Annotated in this window: 14 protein-coding genes and 1 pseudogene; 5 read left to right on the top strand and 10 right to left on the bottom strand. The window is 69.7% G+C overall.

Features of this window, described 5'->3' with window-relative positions; all coding sequences use genetic code 11:
• Positions 1-21: 21 nt before the first annotated feature.
• Positions 22-1266 (bottom strand): adenosine deaminase, encoded by a 1245-nt coding sequence (locus CW359_RS31240; protein ID WP_232838684.1) that lies wholly within the window; start codon positions 1264-1266, stop codon positions 22-24.
• Positions 1267-1421: 155 nt separating this feature from the next.
• Here CW359_RS31240 and CW359_RS31245 point away from each other — a divergent pair, with 155 nt between their 5' ends.
• On the top strand, positions 1422-2183 hold the full coding sequence (locus CW359_RS31245; RefSeq protein ID WP_105973551.1) for a dienelactone hydrolase family protein: 762 nt from the start codon (positions 1422-1424) through the stop codon (positions 2181-2183).
• Between the two features lie 117 nt (positions 2184-2300).
• On the opposite strand, the gene CW359_RS31250 is transcribed toward CW359_RS31245, so the two are convergent.
• A complete protein-coding gene (locus tag CW359_RS31250) occupies positions 2301-3251 on the bottom strand; it encodes a LysR family transcriptional regulator (protein WP_105973552.1) in 951 nt (316 codons plus the stop codon).
• A gap of 63 nt (positions 3252-3314) precedes the next feature.
• Here CW359_RS31250 and CW359_RS31255 point away from each other — a divergent pair, with 63 nt between their 5' ends.
• Together CW359_RS31255 and CW359_RS31260 are read left to right on the top strand one after the other, a co-directional pair.
• Complete coding sequence (locus CW359_RS31255) at positions 3315-4598, top strand: MFS transporter (protein ID WP_105973553.1); 1284 nt, start codon at positions 3315-3317, stop codon at positions 4596-4598.
• Positions 4599-4738: 140 nt separating this feature from the next.
• Positions 4739-5770 carry a sigma-70 family RNA polymerase sigma factor gene (locus tag CW359_RS31260; protein WP_105973554.1) on the top strand — a complete coding sequence of 344 codons (1032 nt, stop codon included), beginning with the start codon at positions 4739-4741 and terminating at the stop codon, positions 5768-5770.
• 30 nt (positions 5771-5800) lie between these two features.
• Here CW359_RS31260 and CW359_RS47420 read toward each other — a convergent pair.
• A pseudogene (locus CW359_RS47420) lies at positions 5801-6247 on the bottom strand (hypothetical protein); the annotation flags it as partial.
• Here CW359_RS47420 and CW359_RS31270 point away from each other — a divergent pair.
• A complete protein-coding gene (locus tag CW359_RS31270) occupies positions 6204-7124 on the top strand; it encodes an AEC family transporter (RefSeq protein WP_105973555.1) in 921 nt (306 codons plus the stop codon). The pseudogene CW359_RS47420 and the gene CW359_RS31270 sit on opposite strands and share 44 nt — an antisense overlap.
• Positions 7125-7313: 189 nt before the next feature.
• Here the strand turns inward: CW359_RS31270 and CW359_RS31275 are convergent, their stop codons facing one another.
• From CW359_RS31275 to CW359_RS31300, 6 genes are all read right to left on the bottom strand, one after another.
• On the bottom strand, positions 7314-8597 hold the full coding sequence (locus CW359_RS31275; RefSeq protein WP_105973556.1) for a thymidine phosphorylase: 1284 nt from the start codon (positions 8595-8597) through the stop codon (positions 7314-7316).
• A 99-nt stretch (positions 8598-8696) separates the two neighbouring features.
• Complete coding sequence (locus CW359_RS31280) at positions 8697-9095, bottom strand: cytidine deaminase (RefSeq protein WP_105973557.1); 399 nt, start codon at positions 9093-9095, stop codon at positions 8697-8699.
• Complete coding sequence (locus CW359_RS31285) at positions 9092-10354, bottom strand: ABC transporter permease (protein WP_105973558.1); 1263 nt, start codon at positions 10352-10354, stop codon at positions 9092-9094. The genes CW359_RS31280 and CW359_RS31285 overlap by 4 nt, the downstream gene beginning before the upstream one ends.
• Positions 10351-11481 (bottom strand): ABC transporter permease, encoded by a 1131-nt coding sequence (locus CW359_RS31290; protein WP_105973559.1) that lies wholly within the window; start codon positions 11479-11481, stop codon positions 10351-10353. The genes CW359_RS31285 and CW359_RS31290 overlap by 4 nt, the downstream gene beginning before the upstream one ends.
• On the bottom strand, positions 11481-13127 hold the full coding sequence (locus tag CW359_RS31295) for an ABC transporter ATP-binding protein (protein WP_105973560.1): 1647 nt from the start codon (positions 13125-13127) through the stop codon (positions 11481-11483). The genes CW359_RS31290 and CW359_RS31295 overlap by 1 nt, the downstream gene beginning before the upstream one ends.
• 243 nt (positions 13128-13370) lie before the next feature.
• A complete protein-coding gene (locus CW359_RS31300; protein WP_105973561.1) occupies positions 13371-14426 on the bottom strand; it encodes a BMP family lipoprotein in 1056 nt (351 codons plus the stop codon).
• 320 nt (positions 14427-14746) lie between these two features.
• On the opposite strand from CW359_RS31300, the gene CW359_RS31305 reads away from it, so the two are divergent.
• Positions 14747-15457, top strand: a complete 711-nt coding sequence (locus CW359_RS31305) for a DUF6445 family protein (protein WP_198655457.1) — start codon at positions 14747-14749, stop codon at positions 15455-15457.
• Between the two features lie 82 nt (positions 15458-15539).
• Here the strand turns inward: CW359_RS31305 and CW359_RS31310 are convergent, their stop codons facing one another.
• Complete coding sequence (locus tag CW359_RS31310; protein WP_105973563.1) at positions 15540-16568, bottom strand: BMP family lipoprotein; 1029 nt, start codon at positions 16566-16568, stop codon at positions 15540-15542.
• Positions 16569-16696: the final 128 nt, after the last annotated feature.

Here is a 16696-nt window from a genome sequence, read left to right on the forward strand (position 1 = left end):
ACCGCTTCCCGTACTCCTCGGTCAGCCCTCGTCGCCGACAGAACCGCTGGTGGAGGCGGTTTGCCGGAACAACCATTCGGATTTCAGCTCGGCGTATCCGGGCTTGATGACGTCATTGATCATCGCCAGTCGTTCATCGAAAGGAATGAATGCTGACTTCATAGCATTGACTGAGAACCACTGAAGGTCGTCGAGCGTATAACCGAACGCGTCGACAAGATGCTCGAATTCACGGCTCATTCCGGTACCCGACATCAGCCGATTATCGGTATTTACGGTCGCACGGAAGTGCAGCCGCCGCAGCAGCCCGATGGGGTGCTCGGCATAGGAGGCGGCGGCGCCGGTCTGGAGGTTGGAGCTGGGGCACAGTTCGAGGGGGATGCGCTTGTCGCGTACGTAGGAGGCGAGGCGGCCGAGCTTCACCGTGCCGTCGTCCTGGACCTGGATGTCGTCGATGATGCGGACACCGTGGCCGAGCCGGTCGGCGCCGCACCACTGGAGGGCCTGCCAGATGGAGGGGAGCCCGAAGGCTTCTCCGGCGTGGATGGTGAAGTGGTTGTTCTCGCGCTTGAGGTACTCGAAGGCATCGAGATGCCGGGTGGGCGGGAACCCGGCCTCCGCACCGGCGATGTCGAAGCCGACGACGCCCAGATCGCGGTAGCGGTTCGCCAGTTCGGCGATCTCCAGGGAACGGGCGGCGTGCCGCATGGCGGTGAGCAGGGCCCCGACCCGGATCCGGTGGCCGTTCTCCCGGGCCCGCCGCTCGCCCTCCCGGAAGCCGTCGTTGACGGCCTCGACGACCTCTTCGAGGGTGAGCCCGGCTTCGAGGTGCTGCTCGGGCGCGTACCGCACCTCGGCGTAGACGACGCCGTCCTCGGCGAGGTCCTCGGCGCACTCGGCGGCGACCCTGACGAGGGCGTCGCGGGTCTGCATGACGGCGCAGGTGTGGGCGAAGGTCTCCAAGTACCGCTCCAGCGAACCGGAGTCGGCGGCGTCCCGGAACCAGGCGCCGAGCTTGTCGGCGTCGGTCTCGGGGAGTTGGGAGTACCCGGTCTCGCGGGCCAGGTCGACGATGGTGCCGGGGCGCAGGCCGCCGTCGAGGTGGTCGTGGAGGAGGACCTTGGGGGCGCGGCGGATCTGGTCGGGGGTGGGACTGGGACTCGGGCTCGCGCTCGGGGTGTTCGCGGCGTTCACAGCGGATGCGGCGGATACGGCGGATGCGGCGGATGCGGTCTGACTCGTCGTCCGATCACTCTGGCTCGTCATCTCCGCACTCTAACTCCTACGCGCGTAGATCACCTGTCCTGTTTCCCTGTTTCTCTCCGCTTCCTCCCGCTGCCTCCCCTGTACGTTTCCGTCGATACGTAACGGTGACCGCGAGGACGGGTCGCGTACACCGTCGCTTCTGACACTGTTCTGCCATGGCACACCAAGTGACGCCGGTACGGCAGGCCCGGCTGGGGAGGGCACTGGGACCGGAGCCGACGTCCGTCAGCGGCGCCGTCCTGCTGCTTCCCGGCGGTGACGAGGTATCGAGCCGCAAGCCCTCACCCCTGCTGGCGGCGGCCTCCGTACGGGCGTTGGGGCGCCGGCTCGCCCGCGCGGGCCGTGCGGACGGTCTGGCGGTGCATGTCGTCCACTACCGCTACCGCGGCTGGAACGGCAGCGAGGCGCAGCTCGCGCACGACGCCCGCTGGGCGGTCGACGAGGTCGTACGGCGGTACGGCGATGTCTCCGTGTGCCTGGCCGGCGTCGACATGGGCGGCCGGGCGGCGCTGCGCGCGGCGGACCACGAGGCGGTCAACTCCGTACTGGCGCTGGCCCCTTGGCTGCCCGAGGACGACATGGCGGCACCGCCGGAGCCGGTGCGGCAGCTGAGCGGGCGGCGCGTGCTGATCGTGCACGGCACGAATGACGAACGTACCGATCCTGAGCTGTCGTTCAGGTTCGCGGCTCGGGCGAAGAAGGCGAACCGGGACATCTGCCGGTTCGAAGTGCATGCGGACGGGCACGGGTTGCATCAGTACCGGCAGGAGGTGCATGCGCTGGCGGAGGATTTCGTGATGGGGGTGTTGTTCGGGCGGAGTTTTTCGCGGCCGGTCGAGGATGCGTTGGTGGCTCCGCCGCCGTTGGGGTTGCGGATGCCGTTGGCTGCGGGGTTCGGGAAGTCTTTGCGGCGTTAGGTGCGGGGTGGTTGGGGTTGTGTTCGGGGTGCGGGTGGGTGGGGGCTGGTCGCGCAGTTCCCCGCGCCCCTAAAAGCAGGTCCGTCGCCCCTCAGTTGGACAACTCCTTGCCGCCTCTCATGGCAGTAGGTTGCCCTTTCTCGCCAAGAGGAACTTCTTGAAGGCGGCCACCGGCGGAGTGTCCGGGTGGCCGTCCAGCCAGGCCACGCCGATCTCTCTTGCCGCTCTCGGTGAGGTGACCGTCAGTTCCGCGACTCCCGGGCGGGGGACGGCCGGTGGGGGCAGGAGGGCCACGCCCAGCCCGGCCGCGACCAGGCCCCTCAAGGTCTCCGCCTCCTCCCCCTCGAAGGCGATGCGCGGGCGGAAGCCCGCCTCCTTGCAGAGGTCGTCGGTGATGCGGCGGAGGCCGTAGCCGGGTTCGAGGGTGACGAAGGTTTCGTCGGCCGCCTCGGCGAGGCGGACTCGGCGGCGGGTGGCGAGGCGGTGGTCGGCCGGGACGACCAGGCGGAGCTTCTGCTCATCCAGACGGCGGGAGACCAGGTCGGGGGCGTCGGGGACGGGCGAGGTGAGGCAGAGGTCGAGTTCGCCGGAGCGGAGGCGTTCGATCATGGCCTCGCCGTAGTTCTGGACAAGGGTGAAGCGGACGCGGGGATGGTCGGCGCGGAAGGCGTGCAGCAGGCCGGGGACGGTCTCGGCGCCCATGGTGTGCAGGAAGCCGAAGGCGACCTTGCCGGTGGCGGGGTCGGCGTCGGCGCGTACCTCGTCGGCGGCGCGCTCGATCTCGGCGAGGGCCCGCTCGACGGAGGCCAGGAAGGTGCGGCCGGCGGGGGTGAGGGAGACGGTCCGTCCTCGGCGGGCGAAGAGGTCGACGCCCAGGTCCTGCTCCAGGCGGACCATCGCCCGGGAGAGGGTCGACTGGGGGACCTGCATCTCCTGGGCGGCCCGGGTGACGTGCTCCGTGCGGGCGACCCCGGCGAAGTAGGAGAGCCGGGGGGCGAGGAGCGTGACGATGTCTTCTGTGTCACTGGACGGTGACAGGCGAGCTGCTGACCTCTGCTGATGCACCATGGGAACGATTATGGGGTTTCCGTGCATTGGACGGATGAACGGGGGCGTACGTAACTTCGAGGCATGCCTGCTGCCAGTACCGGGGCGTCCACGACAGTGGCCGCCTCCTCCCGTTCCGTCCCCGCCACCCCCGTCTCCGACTCCCGTATGACCCCGGGCGGTCCCGGCTACCGCCGGATGAGCCTCGCGCTCTTCCTCGCGGGTGTCGCGACCTTCGCCCTCCTCTACTCCACGCAGGCGCTGCTGCCGCTGATCTCCGGCGAGTTCGGGGTGGCGGCGAGCGACGCGAGCTGGACGGTGTCGGCGGCGACCGGCGGGCTGGCCCTGTTCGTCCTCCCGATGAGCGCCCTGTCGGAGCGGTTCGGGCGGCGTACGTTGATGACGGCCTCGCTGGCCGTGGCGGCGACGGTCGGGTTGCTGGTCCCCTTCGCCCCGTCGATCGGCACACTGATCGCGTTGCGCGCGGTGCAGGGCGCGGCGCTGGCCGGGCTGCCCGCGTCGGCGACCGCCTATCTGGCCGAGGAGGTCCGCCCGAAGGCGCTGATCACGGCGATCGGTCTGTTCGTGGCCGGCAACAGCGTGGGCGGCATGAGCGGCCGGGTCATCACGGGCTGGGTCGCGCAGGAGTGGGGCTGGCGGGCGGCCGTGGCCGTCATCGGCGTGGTGGCCGTGGGCTGCGCGGTGGCCTTCCGCCTGCTGCTGCCGGCGCCCAGGCACTTCCGCAAGGGCTCGCTGCGCCCGAGGGTCCTGGCCCGCACGGTCCGTACGCACCTGGCGAACCCGCTGCTGCGACGCCTGTACGCGATCGGCGCCCTGTTCATGACGGTGTTCGGCGGGGTCTACACGGTGATCGGCTACCGCCTGACGGAGGCCCCCTTCAGCCTGCCGCAGGGCATCGTCGGCTCGATCTTCCTGGTGTACCTGGTGGGCACGGTGTCGGCGTCCACGGCGGGCAGGCTGGTGGCCCGGCTGGGCCGACGGGGCGCCCTGTACCTGGCGGGCGGCACGACGACGGGCGGCCTGCTGCTGTCCCTGTCGGACAGCCTGGGACTGGTCCTGCTGGGGCTGGTGCTGATCACGGCCGGGTTCTTCGCGGGCCACGCGGTGGCGTCGTCGGCGGTCAGCCACACGGCGAAGGAGGGCCGCGCCCAGGCGTCGGCGCTGTACCAGTCGGCGTACTACCTGGGCTCCAGCATCGGCAGCGCGCTGGGCGCGCTGGCGTTCCACGCGGCGGGCTGGTCGGGGACGGTGGCGATGGGGCTGCTGGCCGTGCTCGGGGTTGTGGGGATCACGGTGCTGGGGTCACGGGCGGCGGCACGGAGCGTGCGGGTGACGGCGGCTGCGTGACCGGGCTCCCCTCCCCGCCTCCGGCGTGCTCCGGAACTCCCCCGCGCCCCATTCCCCGGGCCGTTGTCAGTGGGCTGCGCTAGCTTTCATCGTGTTGGGTCGCGAAGGGGCGACGGAAACAGCCATGGGGTGGGTTGGCGATGGGTGACAGCACTGCTACCGCTACGACGGATCTCGATCTGCAGCTCGAACGGCATCGCGTCGAGCTGACCGGGTACTGCTACCGCATGCTCGGGTCGTCCTTCGAGGCCGAGGACGCCGTGCAGGACACGATGGTCCGGGCCTGGCGGAGTTACGAGAAGTTCGAGGGGCGGTCGAGTCTGCGTTCGTGGCTCTATCGGATCGCCACCAATGTCTGCCTGGACATGCTCACCGCCGGCAACAAGCGTGCCCGCCCGATGGACCTCACCGACTCCACCCCCCTCGCCCGCGCCGCCCTCTCCCCCCGCCCGGACAACACCTGGCTGGAGCCGATGCCGGACGCCCGCGTACTGCCCACCGTCGAGGACCCGGCGGAGGCGGCCGTGGCCAAGGAGTCCGTGCGGCTCGCCTTCATGGCCGCCCTGCAGCAACTCCCCGCGAAACAACGGGCCGTGCTGATCCTCCGCGAGGTCCTGGCCTGGAAGGCGAGCGAGGTCGCCGAGCTGCTCGACACCTCCGTCGCGTCCGTCAACAGCGCCCTCCAGCGGGCCCGGGCGACCCTCGCCGAGCGGGAGCAGACGGGCGCCGACGCGGCCGTCTCCGACCCGCTCGACGAGGAGCAGCAGAAGCTCCTTGAGCGCTATGTCGCCGCCTTCGAGGGGTACGACATGACGGCCCTCACCGCGCTGCTGCACGAGGACGCCATCATGACGATGCCGCCGTTCGACCTGTGGCTGACCGGCCCGGCGGACATCACCGGCTTCATGACGACGATCGGCGCCGCCTGCGCCGGTTCGCACCTCGTGCCGGTCTCCGTCAACGGCCTGCCGGGCTTCGCGCAGTACAAGCCGGACGAGGAGACGGGCGGCTTCTCCCCCTGGGCGGTCCAGGTGCTGGAGATCTCAGAGGGCCGGATCACCGGGTTCCACTGCTTCCTCGACACAGAGCGCTGGTTCCCGCTCTTCGGCCTGCCCTCCTCGTTGCCTCTCGACGTCGAAGGTGAGGCCGACCAGGTCCAGCAGGGCGAGTAGCGCGGGGGTCGGGTCCCGGAGGCGGATGCCGCCTCCGGCCCGGCGGGCCGTCAGCTGCAGCCGGGCGAGCAGTTCCACCGCGCCCAGCCCCGGCGGGCCGAGGCCCGCGACATCGCACACCACCACCCCGGCACCGGTGGCCACCAGCAGCGCCCGCACGTCCTCGCACAGCCCCGGCACCGCTTCCCTGGTGACGGGGCCGGTAAGCATGAATACAGCGGGTGTCTTGGCGTCCACGATCGGTAGACCGCACCCGGGCCGATAACTCATCGCCCACCTCCACCCTCGCCCACCCGTTGAGATCGCTTTGACTCGCTCCCCTCCTCCCCCGGAGAGTTGCGTGTATGCCCCATGAACCAACCCCGCCCGCGATACCCCCTGCCTCCGGCTCCGCCCTCCCCCTCCCCCTCTCCCTCCCCGCGAAGGAGACTCCGTGCAGGGGGTGCTGACCGGGTTCGCGGTGATCGCGGTCGTCATCGGCGTCGGTTACGTGATCGGGCTGCGCGGCTACCTCGGGGACAACGGCCGCGAGGTCCTGACCAAGCTCGCCTTCCATGTGGCCACCCCGGCCCTGCTGTTCACCATGCTCGCCAAGGCCGACCTGTCGGTGATCTTCTCCAGCCGGCTCCTGATCACCGCCCTCAGCACGGTCGCGGCGGCGAGCGTCTTCATCGCGGTCGGTGTCGTACGCCGCTGGGGCGCCGGACGTACGACGATCGGCGCCCTCTGCTCCAGCTACGTCAACTCGGGCAACCTCGGTATCCCGATCGCGGTGTACGTGCTGGGGGACGCCTCGCTGGTCGCGCCGGTGCTGCTGTTCCAGCTGATCGTGGTCACACCGATCGCGCTGACCGTTCTCGATCTGACCGGCACCGGCGAGAAGGGCCCGCTCTGGCGGCAGTTGATCACGCCGATCCGTAACCCGATCGCCGTGGCCACGCTGGCCGGGGTACTGGTGGCGGCGACCGGACTCACCGTCCCCGCGCCGGTCATGGACCCGCTGACGCTGATCGGCAACATGTCGGTCCCGGCGGTGCTGATGGCCTTCGGCATCTCGCTGGTTGGCAGCACGTGGCCGCTGCGCGGCGCGGAGCGGACCCCCGTACTGCTGTCGGTGGCCCTGAAGTCGGTGGGCCAGCCGACGGTCGCCTGGGCGCTGGGCGCAGGAGTCTTCGGCCTGCACGGCGCGGCCCTGCTGGACGTGGTGGTGACCTCGGCCCTGCCCGCCGCCCAGAACCTCTTCACCTACGCGGGCCGCTACCGCGTGGGCGAGACCCTGGCCCGCGAGTCGATCCTGCTGTCGACGATCCTGGCCGTACCGGTGCTGGTCGTGATCGCCGCCCTGCTGGGCTGACCGGAACCCCGAACCCGGGCCTCCGGGCCTCCGGGCCTCCGGGCCTCCGGGCCTCCGGGCCTCCGGGCCTCCGGGCCTCCGGGCCTCCGGGCCTCCGGGCCTCCGGGCCTCCGGGCCTCCGGGCCTCCGGGCCTCCGGGCCTCCGGGAGGGAACGACCGCCCCTCCCCGAGGTCCCCGGAGTTACCGCCTCAGGCGATCCGCTCCAGCACCACCGGCGCCGCCGCGAAGTCGCTCCCCGCAGCCCCGATGTCGTACGAACCCTCGACCGCCTGGAGGGCGTACTCGAAACGCTCCGGAGTGTCCGTGTGGAGGGTCAGCAGGGGCTGGCCCGCCGTGACCGTGTCGCCGGGCTTGGCGTGCAGTTCGACGCCCGCGCCCGCCTGCACCGGGTCCTCCTTGCGTGCCCGCCCCGCGCCCAGGCGCCAGGCGGCGACGCCGATGCCGTACGCGTCCAGGCGGGTCAGGACGCCGGACGACGGCGCCTTGATCACGTGCTGCTCGCGCGCCACCGGCAGTTCCGCGTCCGGGTCGCCGCCCTGGGCCGCGATCATCCGGCGCCAGACGTCCATCGCCGAGCCGTCCGCCAGTGCCTTCGCCGGGTCGGCGTCCTTCACGCCCGCCGCGTCGAGCATCTCGCGGGCCAGGGCGAGGGTCAGCTCGACCACGTCGGCCGGGCCGCCGCCCGCCAGGACCTCCACCGACTCCCGTACCTCCAGCGCGTTGCCCGCCGTCAGGCCGAGCGGTGTCGACATGTCGGTCAGCAGGGCCACCGTACGCACGCCGTGGTCCGTGCCCAGGCCCACCATCGTGGACGCCAGTTCCCGGGCGTCCTCGATCGTCTTCATGAAGGCGCCCGTGCCCACCTTCACGTCCAGGACCAGGGAGCCGGTGCCCTCCGCGATCTTCTTCGACATGATCGACGAGGCGATCAGGGGGATCGCCTCGACCGTGCCTGTCACGTCCCGTAGCGCGTACAGCTTCTTGTCCGCCGGCGCGAGGCCGTCGCCCGCCGCGCAGATCACCGCGCCCGTGGTGTCCAGGACGTGCAGCATCTCCTCGTTGGAGAGGAGCGCGCGCCAGCCCGGGATGGACTCCAGCTTGTCCAGGGTGCCGCCCGTGTGGCCGAGGCCACGGCCCGAGAGCTGGGGTACTGCGGCACCGCAGGCCGCCACCAGGGGGGCCAGCGGCAGGGTGATCTTGTCTCCGACCCCGCCCGTCGAGTGCTTGTCCGCCGTCGGGCGGGACAGCGCGTCGAAGTTCATGCGCTCGCCGGACGCGATCATCGCCGCCGTCCAGCGGGCGATCTCGCGGCGGTTCATGCCGTTCAGCAGGATCGCCATGGCGAGCGCGGACATCTGCTCGTCGGCGACCTCGCCGCGCGTGTACGCGTCGATGACCCAGTCGATCTGCTCGTCACTGAGTTCGCTTCGGTCCCGCTTGGTGCGGATGACGGAGATGACGTCCATGGCCATGGCTTTGGCTTCCTTCCGGTGGTTCTACGAAACTGTGCGGCCCCCCTGAGACCGAGTGATCGCCAACTCAGGGGGGCCGTACGGGAGTTGCTCGGCGGGTTACTTGGTGAGGTGGTCCGGGCCGAAGGCCTGGGGCAGCATCTCCGAGAGCGGCAGGACCCCCGCCGGGGTCTCCAGGAGCAGGGTCGCGCCCCCGAACTCGTACAGCAGCTGCCGGCAGCGACCGCACGGGACGAGGATGTCGCCCTTGCCGTCCACGCACGTGAAGTGCGTCAGCCGGCCGCCGCCCGTCAGCTGCAGCTCGGAGACCAGGCCGCACTCGGCGCACAGGCCGAGGCCGTACGACGCGTTCTCGACGTTGCAGCCGGAGACCGTGCGGCCGTCGTCGACCAGGGCCGCCGCGCCGACCGGGTAGCCGGAGTAGGGGGCGTACGCCCGGGACATCGCGTCCCGGGCCACCGCCCGCAGCTTCTCCCAGTCGACCCCGGAGGCGGTCACTTGCCCTGCCCCCTGCGGTACGGCATGCCGTCCGCCTTGGGCATCCGCAGGCGTTGCGCCGAGAAGGAGAGGACCAGCAGCGTCACGATGTACGGCGCCGCCGTCACCAGCTGGCGCGGGACCTCGTTCGTGTCGGCGTACCAGAAGAACATGACGACCGAGATGACCGCCGTGACGACGGCGGGCACGTACCGCTTCTTCCACACCAGGTAGGCCGCGCCGACCACCAGCAGGATCGCCAGGAGCAGGATCAGCGCGTGGACGTTGGTCGTGCCGCCGCGCAGGTTGAGGCTGTCGGTGTAGCCGAACAGGCCCGCGCCCAGGGCGAGTCCGCCGGGCATCCAGTTGCCGAAGATCATCGCGGCGAGGCCGATGTAGCCTCGGCCGGCCGTCTGGCCGTCGAGGTAGACGTTCGAGGCGACGATCGACAGGAAGGCGCCGCCGAGGCCGGCGAAGCCGCCCGAGATGATCACGGCCAGGTACTTGTACTTGTAGACGTTGACGCCGAGCGATTCGGCGGCCACCGGGTTCTCGCCGCAGGAGCGCAGCCGCAGGCCGAAGGCCGTGCGCCACAGGATCCACCAGCTGCCGGGTACGAGGGCCACCGCGATGACCGTCAGCGGGGAGAGGTCGGTCATCAGACCGCCGAGGAGGCCCCCGATGTCGGAGATCAGGAACCAGTGCTTCTGGTTGAGCGTGTCCAGCCAGCCGGCCAGCCCTGGGATATCGAAGGTGCCGAGGGAGTCGATCGGCGGGGACTGCTTGGAGGAGCCGCCGGGCGCGTCCTCGAAGGTGAACTTCGAGAGGTAGCGGGCGGTGCCCAGGGCCAGGATGTTGATGGCCACACCGGAGACGATGTGGTTGACGTTGAAGGTCACCGTCGCGATGGCGTGCAGGACGGCGCCGAGGCAACCGCCGATGATGCCGAAGAGGATGCCCACCCACGGGCCCCACTGGTAGCCGGCCCAGGCGCCGAACCAGGTGCCGAGGATCATCATGCCTTCGAGGCCGATGTTGACGACGCCCGCGCGCTCGGCCCACAGCCCGCCGAGGCCCGCGAGCCCGATCGGCACGGCGAGACGCAGGGCGGTCGACATCTGGCCGGTGGAGGTGATGCCGTCGGCGCCCGTGATCAGGCGCACGACCGACGTCAGGACCAGCACACCCGCGATGATCAGCAGGAGTACCGGGAGCGAGATCCGGCGGCTGCCCTTGCCGGGCTGCTTCGCCTGCGGCTTGGCGATGGTGTCGGTGCTCATCGGGCCGCCACCTCCTTCTGGGTGGAGTTGTTGTCGGCGGCGGCTGCGGCCAGTTCGGCGCCCACCTGACGCTGCTGGCGGCGCAGACCCCACTGACGTACGGCCTCGTACGAGATGACGACCGCGAAGACGATCAGGCCCTGCATGATGGTGGCGATCTCCTTCTCGTACGCCACCGGGGTCGCGTAGTCGAGGGCGGGGGACGCCTTGTCGAGGAAGGCCCACAGCAGGGCGGCGAACGCGATGCCGCCGGGGTTGTTGCGGCCGAGGAGGGCGATGCCGATGGCGGTGAAGCCGAGGCCCGCCGGGAAGCTCAGGCTGTAGGTGTGGACCTCGCCGAGCAGCAGCGGCAGGCCGGACATGCCCGCCACACCGCCGGAGATCAGCATGGAGATCAGCACCATGCGCTTGGCGTCGACGCCGGAGGCGGCGGCGGCCGACTCGGACTCGCCGGTGGCGCGCAGGTCGAAGCCGAAGCGGGTGCGGTTGAGGACGGCCCAGTAGAGGATGCCGAGGAGGACGGCGAGGAAGACCAGGCCGTAGATCTCGCCGACGTCCGCGCCGAGGTCGATGCCCGGGAACCAGCCGGACTCCTTCATCACGCCGGTGGTGTTGTTGTTGCCGACCTGGACGCCCAGGTTGTCGGAGAGCATCAGCCAGCCGATGAGGCTGGTGGCGATCGCGTTGAGCATGATCGTCGCGACGACCTCGCTGACCCCCCGGGTGACCTTCAGGACACCCGCGATACCGGCCCAGAAGGCGCCGGTCAGCATGGCGACCAGGAGGAGCAGCGGGATCTGGAGGAAGGACGGGAGGGATACGTTCGCGCCGACCGCGGCCGTCATCATCGCGCCGAGGCGGTACTGGCCGTCGACGCCGATGTTGAACAGGTTCATCCGGAAGCCGAGGGCGACCGCGAGGGCGGCGATGTAGTACATCGACGCCTGGTTGACGATGAGGACCTGGACGTCGGAGAACGACGCCTGCTCCAGCATCAGGGCGTACGGCTCGAACGGGTTGCGGCCCGAGGCGAGCAGCACCACCGAGGTCAGGGCGATCGCCGCGACGAGCGCGATGACCGGCCCGGCCACCGCGAGGAGCAGCCGCTCCTTGTCGAACTTCTTCATCAGGCGTCGTCCTCCCCGGACTCGATGTGCTCCAGGTGGCCGGTGGCGGCACCCGTCATGGCCGAGCCCAGCTCCTCCGGCGTGATGGTGGCCGGATCGGCGTCGGCGACCAGCCTGCCGTTGTAGATGACGCGCAGGGTGTCCGACAGGCCGATCAGCTCGTCCAGGTCGGCGGAGATCAGCAGTACCGCGAGTCCTTCGCGGCGGGCCTCGCGGATCTGGTCCCAGATCTGTGCCTGGGCGCCGACGTCCACGCCCCGGGTGGGGTGGGCGGCGATCAGGAAGCGCGGCTTGTGGGTCATCTCGCGGCCGACGATCAGCTTCTGCTGGTTGCCGCCGGACAGGGAGGCGGCGGTGACGTCGATGCCGGGGGTGCGGACGTCGTAGGCCTCGACGATGCGGCGGGTGTCCTCCTGGGCGCCCTTCGGGTCGAGCCAGAAGCCGCGCTTGCCCTTGCTGTTGGGCTTCTCGGTGACATGGCCGAGGATGCGGTTCTCCCACAGCGGGGCTTCGAGGAGGAGGCCGTGGCGGTGGCGGTCCTCGGGGATGTAGCCGACGCCGTGCTCGCGGCGCTTGCGGGTGGGCCAGGGGGTGATCTCCTCGCCCTCCAGGGCGATGGTGCCGAAGTCCGCGCTCTGCAGGCCGATGAGGGCCTCGATCAGCTCGGTCTGGCCGTTGCCCTCGACACCGGCGATGCCGAGGACCTCGCCCGCGTGGATGGTGAAGGAGACGTTGTCCACGGCGAGCTTGACCGCGCCGCGCTCCACCTCGGACATCAGCATGCCCGCCGGGGTCTGGTTGCTCAGCTGGATCGTGCCCTTGTCGACGACGATGAGGTCGCGGACCTCGATCACCGGCCGGTCGGTCACCGTCGACTCGCTGGTCTCCGGGGTCGGCAGCTCGCTGCCCACCATCAGTTCGGCCAGCTGCCGCGGGGTCGTCTCGGCGGGGACGGCCGTGCCGACCGTCGTACCGCGCCGGATGACGGTGATGTCGTCGGCGACCGAGAGGACCTCGCCGAGCTTGTGGGAGATGAAGATGACGGCCAGGCCCTCGGACTTCAGCTCGCGCAGGTTCTCGAAGAGGGCGTCGACCTCCTGCGGGACGAGGACGGCGGTCGGCTCGTCGAGGATGAGGGTCTTGGCGCCCCGGTAGAGGACCTTGAGGATCTCGACGCGCTGGCGGTCGGCGACGCCGAGGTTCTCGACGAGCGCGTCCGGGCGGACGTTCAGCCCGTAGCGGTCGGAGATCTCCTTGATCTTGCGGCGGGCGCCGCCGCCGATGCCGTGGAGCTTCTCGCTGCCCAGGACGACGTTCTCCAGGACGGTGAAGTTGTCCGCGAGCATGAAGTGCTGGTGGACCATGCCGATGCCGCGCGCGATGGCGTCGGCGGGCGAGGAGAAGGTGACCTGCTCGCCGTCGACCGCGATGGTGCCCTCGTCCGGCTTCTGCATGCCGTAGAGGATCTTCATCAGGGTGGACTTGCCGGCCCCGTTCTCGCCGACCAGGGCGTGCACGGTGCCCTTGCTGACCGTGAGGTGGATGTCGTGGTTGGCGACGACACCGGGGAACCGTTTGGTGATGCCCGCCAGCTCGACCGCGGTCGTCGACCGATCTGTGGGCGGAGGGCTGCTGGACGCGTCGATGGCGCACTCTCCTTGGGAAAGGGGCCTCTCTACGCGCGTAGCGCCCCTGCTTTAAATAGTGCCCGGACTTGACCGGACTTGATCATTAGCTGATTGATCCGTACCGATCCGTACTGTGGCAGTCCGAGCATTCTGCCGCGCGAACGGGGTGCGGATCGACCATCCTCTCCGCACCCCGTTCCATGGCCGTGACGCTGTTATTACAGTGCCTCGTCGACCACGTTCAAGCCCCCTGACGTCAGGTCAGGAGGTCTTGACCTTGATCGAACCGTCCTTGATGCCGGCCTCGGCCTTCTTCAGCGCCTCCTGGAGGGTGGCGTTGTCCTTGAAGACCGGGTTGGAGTCGGCCAGGCCGACACCGCCGGAGGCGAGGTCCGCGCGGACGACACCGGTCTCGGGCTTGCCGTCCTTGACCGACTTGGCCAGGTTGAAGACGGCCCCGGCGACGTCCTTCAGGACCGAGGTCAGGATGGAGTCCTTGTACTTGGCCAGCGCGTCCTGCTTGTACTGGTCCGAGTCGACACCGATCGCCCAGATCTTGTTCGCGGCGGCGGCCTTGATGACGCCCTGGCCGGAGAGACCGGCGGCGGCGTAGATGACGTCCGCCTTGCTGTCGATCTGGCCCTCGGCGGCGCTCTCGCCCTTGTCGGGGCTGGAGAAGCCGCCCTCCTGCGCGGTCTCGGTCAGGTACTGCGACTTGACCGTGACACCCTTCTTGGTGTCCTCGACGCCCTGCTTGAAGCCCGCCTCGAACTTGTGGATCAGCGGGACGTCCACGCCACCGATGAAGCCGACGACGTTCGTCTTGGTGGTGAGGGCGGCCGTGACACCGGCGAGGTAGGAGCCCTGCTCCTCGGTGAAGACCAGGTCGGCGACGTTGTCGGCGGTGATCTGCTCGTCGTCGACGACACCGAAGGTGACCTTCGGGAACTTGGGGGCGACCTCCTTGACGGCCGGCGCGTAGGCGAAGCCGACGCCGATCACCGGGTTGTAGCCCTGCTTGGCGAGCTGCTCCAGGCGCTGGGCCTTGTCCGCGTCGGACTCGCCGTCCTGCGGCTCGACGGCGGTGCTCTTGTAGCCGAACTCCGCGTCGGCCTTGTCCATGCCGGCGGTCGCGGCGTCGTTGAAGGACTGGTCGCCCTTGCCGCCGATGTCGTAGGCGAGGGCGAGGCCCTTGCCCGCGCTGTCGCCGCTGCTGGAGGAGGACGAGGACGAGGACGAACTGCCACAGCCAGTGGCGATGACGGCGAGGGTGGCGGACGCGATACCCGCAACCGCGATTCGGGACAGCCGGCGCATGGGAAGGTACTCCTTTGTGCAAGCGCCATACCAGGCGCAGGTTCCGCCGCAGCGTAACGCGCGTAGACCAGACGGAAAACCCCAACTGTCCGGTCCGTTATCGAGCTGTGGCCGCAGTCGCGGCCCACATTACGGACAGGAACACGCCCCTCGCGGGAAGCAAGCGGGCCGTGTGCAGGAACGATGCCCGGCCGGGCGTATCCAGGGCCAGGGATACGGCCGTCCGCTGACTTCGGGCTGACCGAAGGTTGACCAAAGCCGGGGCAAGGTTGACCGAGTACAGACACACCCAAAACCAAGCCCACCCTACGTTCTGCCCCATGCCCCCACTGCCACCCCCACCCCCACGCCCCGCCCCGCACCCCAGGGCGACGGCCTCCCTGCCCGTGCTGCCCTACCGCAAGCCCACCAAGGGCCGCGACTACTGGGTCCTGGACGACGTCCTGCCGGACGTGGACGCCGTACGCGAGCGCTGCCTCGCCAAGGACGACTGGACCGAGGGGTACCCGTACACCTCGGAGAGCTGGCCCGGGCTGCGGGCCATGCCGGGGCTCGAACCGGCCGAGCTTGGCCGGATCGAGCGGCTGGTGCGGCAGTCGACGGGGGCGAAGGAACTGTGGGTGCAGCAGGCACCCGGCGGCGGCACCCTCAACCACAACTGCGTCCAGGTGGTCGGCGAAGGCGAGAGCACCCCCCGCCCGCACACGGACTCACGCTCACTGTGCCGGTACGCGGCTGTCCTGTACCTCAACCCGAGCGCCCCGAGGAACTGCGGCACCAGCTTCTTCCGCCAGTCCCTGCCCGGCGGCAGACTCGGCGGCAACACGGTGCAGGCCCCGCACAACAGCCTGGTCGAGGCACTGGGCACACGGTTCGTGGCACCGGACGCCTTCGAGGAGGACGTACAGGTACCGCACAAGTACAACCGCCTGCTCCTCTACAACGCCAACCTCGTGCACAGCGCGACGGGTTACTGCGGGACGACGCTGGCGGAGAAGCGGATGACGGCGGTGTTCTTCTGGATGGCCTGACCGTCACATGGTTCGGTACGACGAGCGGCGCCCCGGCCACATGGACCGGGGCGCCGCTCTGCTGTCGGATGTCAGACCTGACTTACTTGGTGTTGACGGTGACCTTGCCGTCGATGATGTCCTGCTTGGCCTTGTCGACCGCGGCCACGACGTCCGTCATCGCCTTGTACTTCGGGTTGCTGTCGGCGAACCCGACGCCGCCCGACTTGAGGTCGCCGCGCTGGACGCCGCTCAGCGGCTTGCCCTCGTACACGGACTTGGCGAGGTCGTAGACAGCGCCGCCGACGTTCTTCAGGGCCGAGCCGAGGATGTAGTCCTTGTACTCGGCGAGCGCCTTCTGGCCGTACTGGTCGGAGTCGACGCCGATCGCCCAGACCTTCTTGCTCGCGGCCTCGGAGATCACGCCCTGGCCGGAGAGGCCGGCCGCGTGGTAGAGCACGTCGGCGCCGGCCTCGATCTGGCCGCTGGCCGCGTCCTTGCCCTTGTCGGGGCTGGCGAAGCCGCCCTCCTGGGGGGTCTCGGTCAGGTACTGCGACTCGATCTTGATGCTGGGGTTGATGGACTTGGCACCCTGGACGAAGCCCGCCTCGAACTTGTGGATGAGGGGGATGTCCACGCCGCCGATGAAGCCGATGTGGTTGACCTTGGAGGTCTTGGCGGCGGCGACGCCGGCCAGGTAGGAGGCCTGCTCCTCGGTGAAGACCATGTCGGCGACGTTCTTCGCGCTGACCTGCTCGTCGTCGATGATGCCGAAGGTGATGTCCGGGAACTTGGCGGAGACCTCCTTGACGGCGGGCGCGTAGATGAAGCCGACGCCGATGACCGGGTTGTAGCCGGCCTGGGCGAGCTGGGTGAGGCGCTGGACCTTGTCCGCGTCGGACTCGCCGTCCTGCGGCTCGATGTCCCGGCCGCCGATGCTGAACTCCTTCTCGGCCTTCTCGAAACCGGCGTAGGCGGCGTCGTTGAAGGACTGGTCGCCCTTGCCGCCGATGTCGTAGGCGAGACCGATGCCCTTGCCGGTGTACTTGCCGGACTCCTCGTCCGAGGTGCCCGAGCTGGTGCTGGACTCACCGCAGCCGACAGCCGTGAGGGCGATGACCGCGACGGTCACCGCAGCTTGAGAGAACCGAGTCCTCCGAGAAATAAGACGCACAGCAGGCACCCCTTCATCCCCACGGCACCGTCCCCGGCCCGCTTACCCATACGCCGACTACGGCAGCGATTGCGGCGCACAGTAAC

Origin of the sequence: Streptomyces geranii (assembly GCF_002954775.1) — a bacterium.
In the GTDB taxonomy this organism is placed as follows: Bacteria; Actinomycetota; Actinomycetes; order Streptomycetales; family Streptomycetaceae; genus Streptomyces; species Streptomyces geranii.

Excerpts from the sequence above, each read along its gene's own strand:
- CW359_RS31290 (WP_105973559.1), bottom strand. The coding sequence starts at position 11,481 with ATGAAGAAGTTCGACAAGGAGCGGCTGCTCCTCGCGGTGGCCGGGCCG.
- CW359_RS31305 (WP_198655457.1), top strand. The coding sequence starts at position 14,747 with ATGCCCCCACTGCCACCCCCACCCCCACGCCCCGCCCCGCACCCCAGG.
- CW359_RS31260 (WP_105973554.1), top strand. The coding sequence starts at position 4,739 with ATGGGTGACAGCACTGCTACCGCTACGACGGATCTCGATCTGCAGCTC.
- CW359_RS31275 (WP_105973556.1), bottom strand. The coding sequence starts at position 8,597 with ATGGCCATGGACGTCATCTCCGTCATCCGCACCAAGCGGGACCGAAGC.
- CW359_RS31285 (WP_105973558.1), bottom strand. The coding sequence starts at position 10,354 with ATGAGCACCGACACCATCGCCAAGCCGCAGGCGAAGCAGCCCGGCAAG.
- CW359_RS31255 (WP_105973553.1), top strand. The coding sequence starts at position 3,315 with ATGCCTGCTGCCAGTACCGGGGCGTCCACGACAGTGGCCGCCTCCTCC.
- CW359_RS31240 (WP_232838684.1), bottom strand. The coding sequence starts at position 1,266 with ATGACGAGCCAGAGTGATCGGACGACGAGTCAGACCGCATCCGCCGCA.
- CW359_RS31245 (WP_105973551.1), top strand. The coding sequence starts at position 1,422 with ATGGCACACCAAGTGACGCCGGTACGGCAGGCCCGGCTGGGGAGGGCA.
- CW359_RS31300 (WP_105973561.1), bottom strand. The coding sequence starts at position 14,426 with ATGCGCCGGCTGTCCCGAATCGCGGTTGCGGGTATCGCGTCCGCCACC.
- CW359_RS31250 (WP_105973552.1), bottom strand. The coding sequence starts at position 3,251 with ATGGTGCATCAGCAGAGGTCAGCAGCTCGCCTGTCACCGTCCAGTGAC.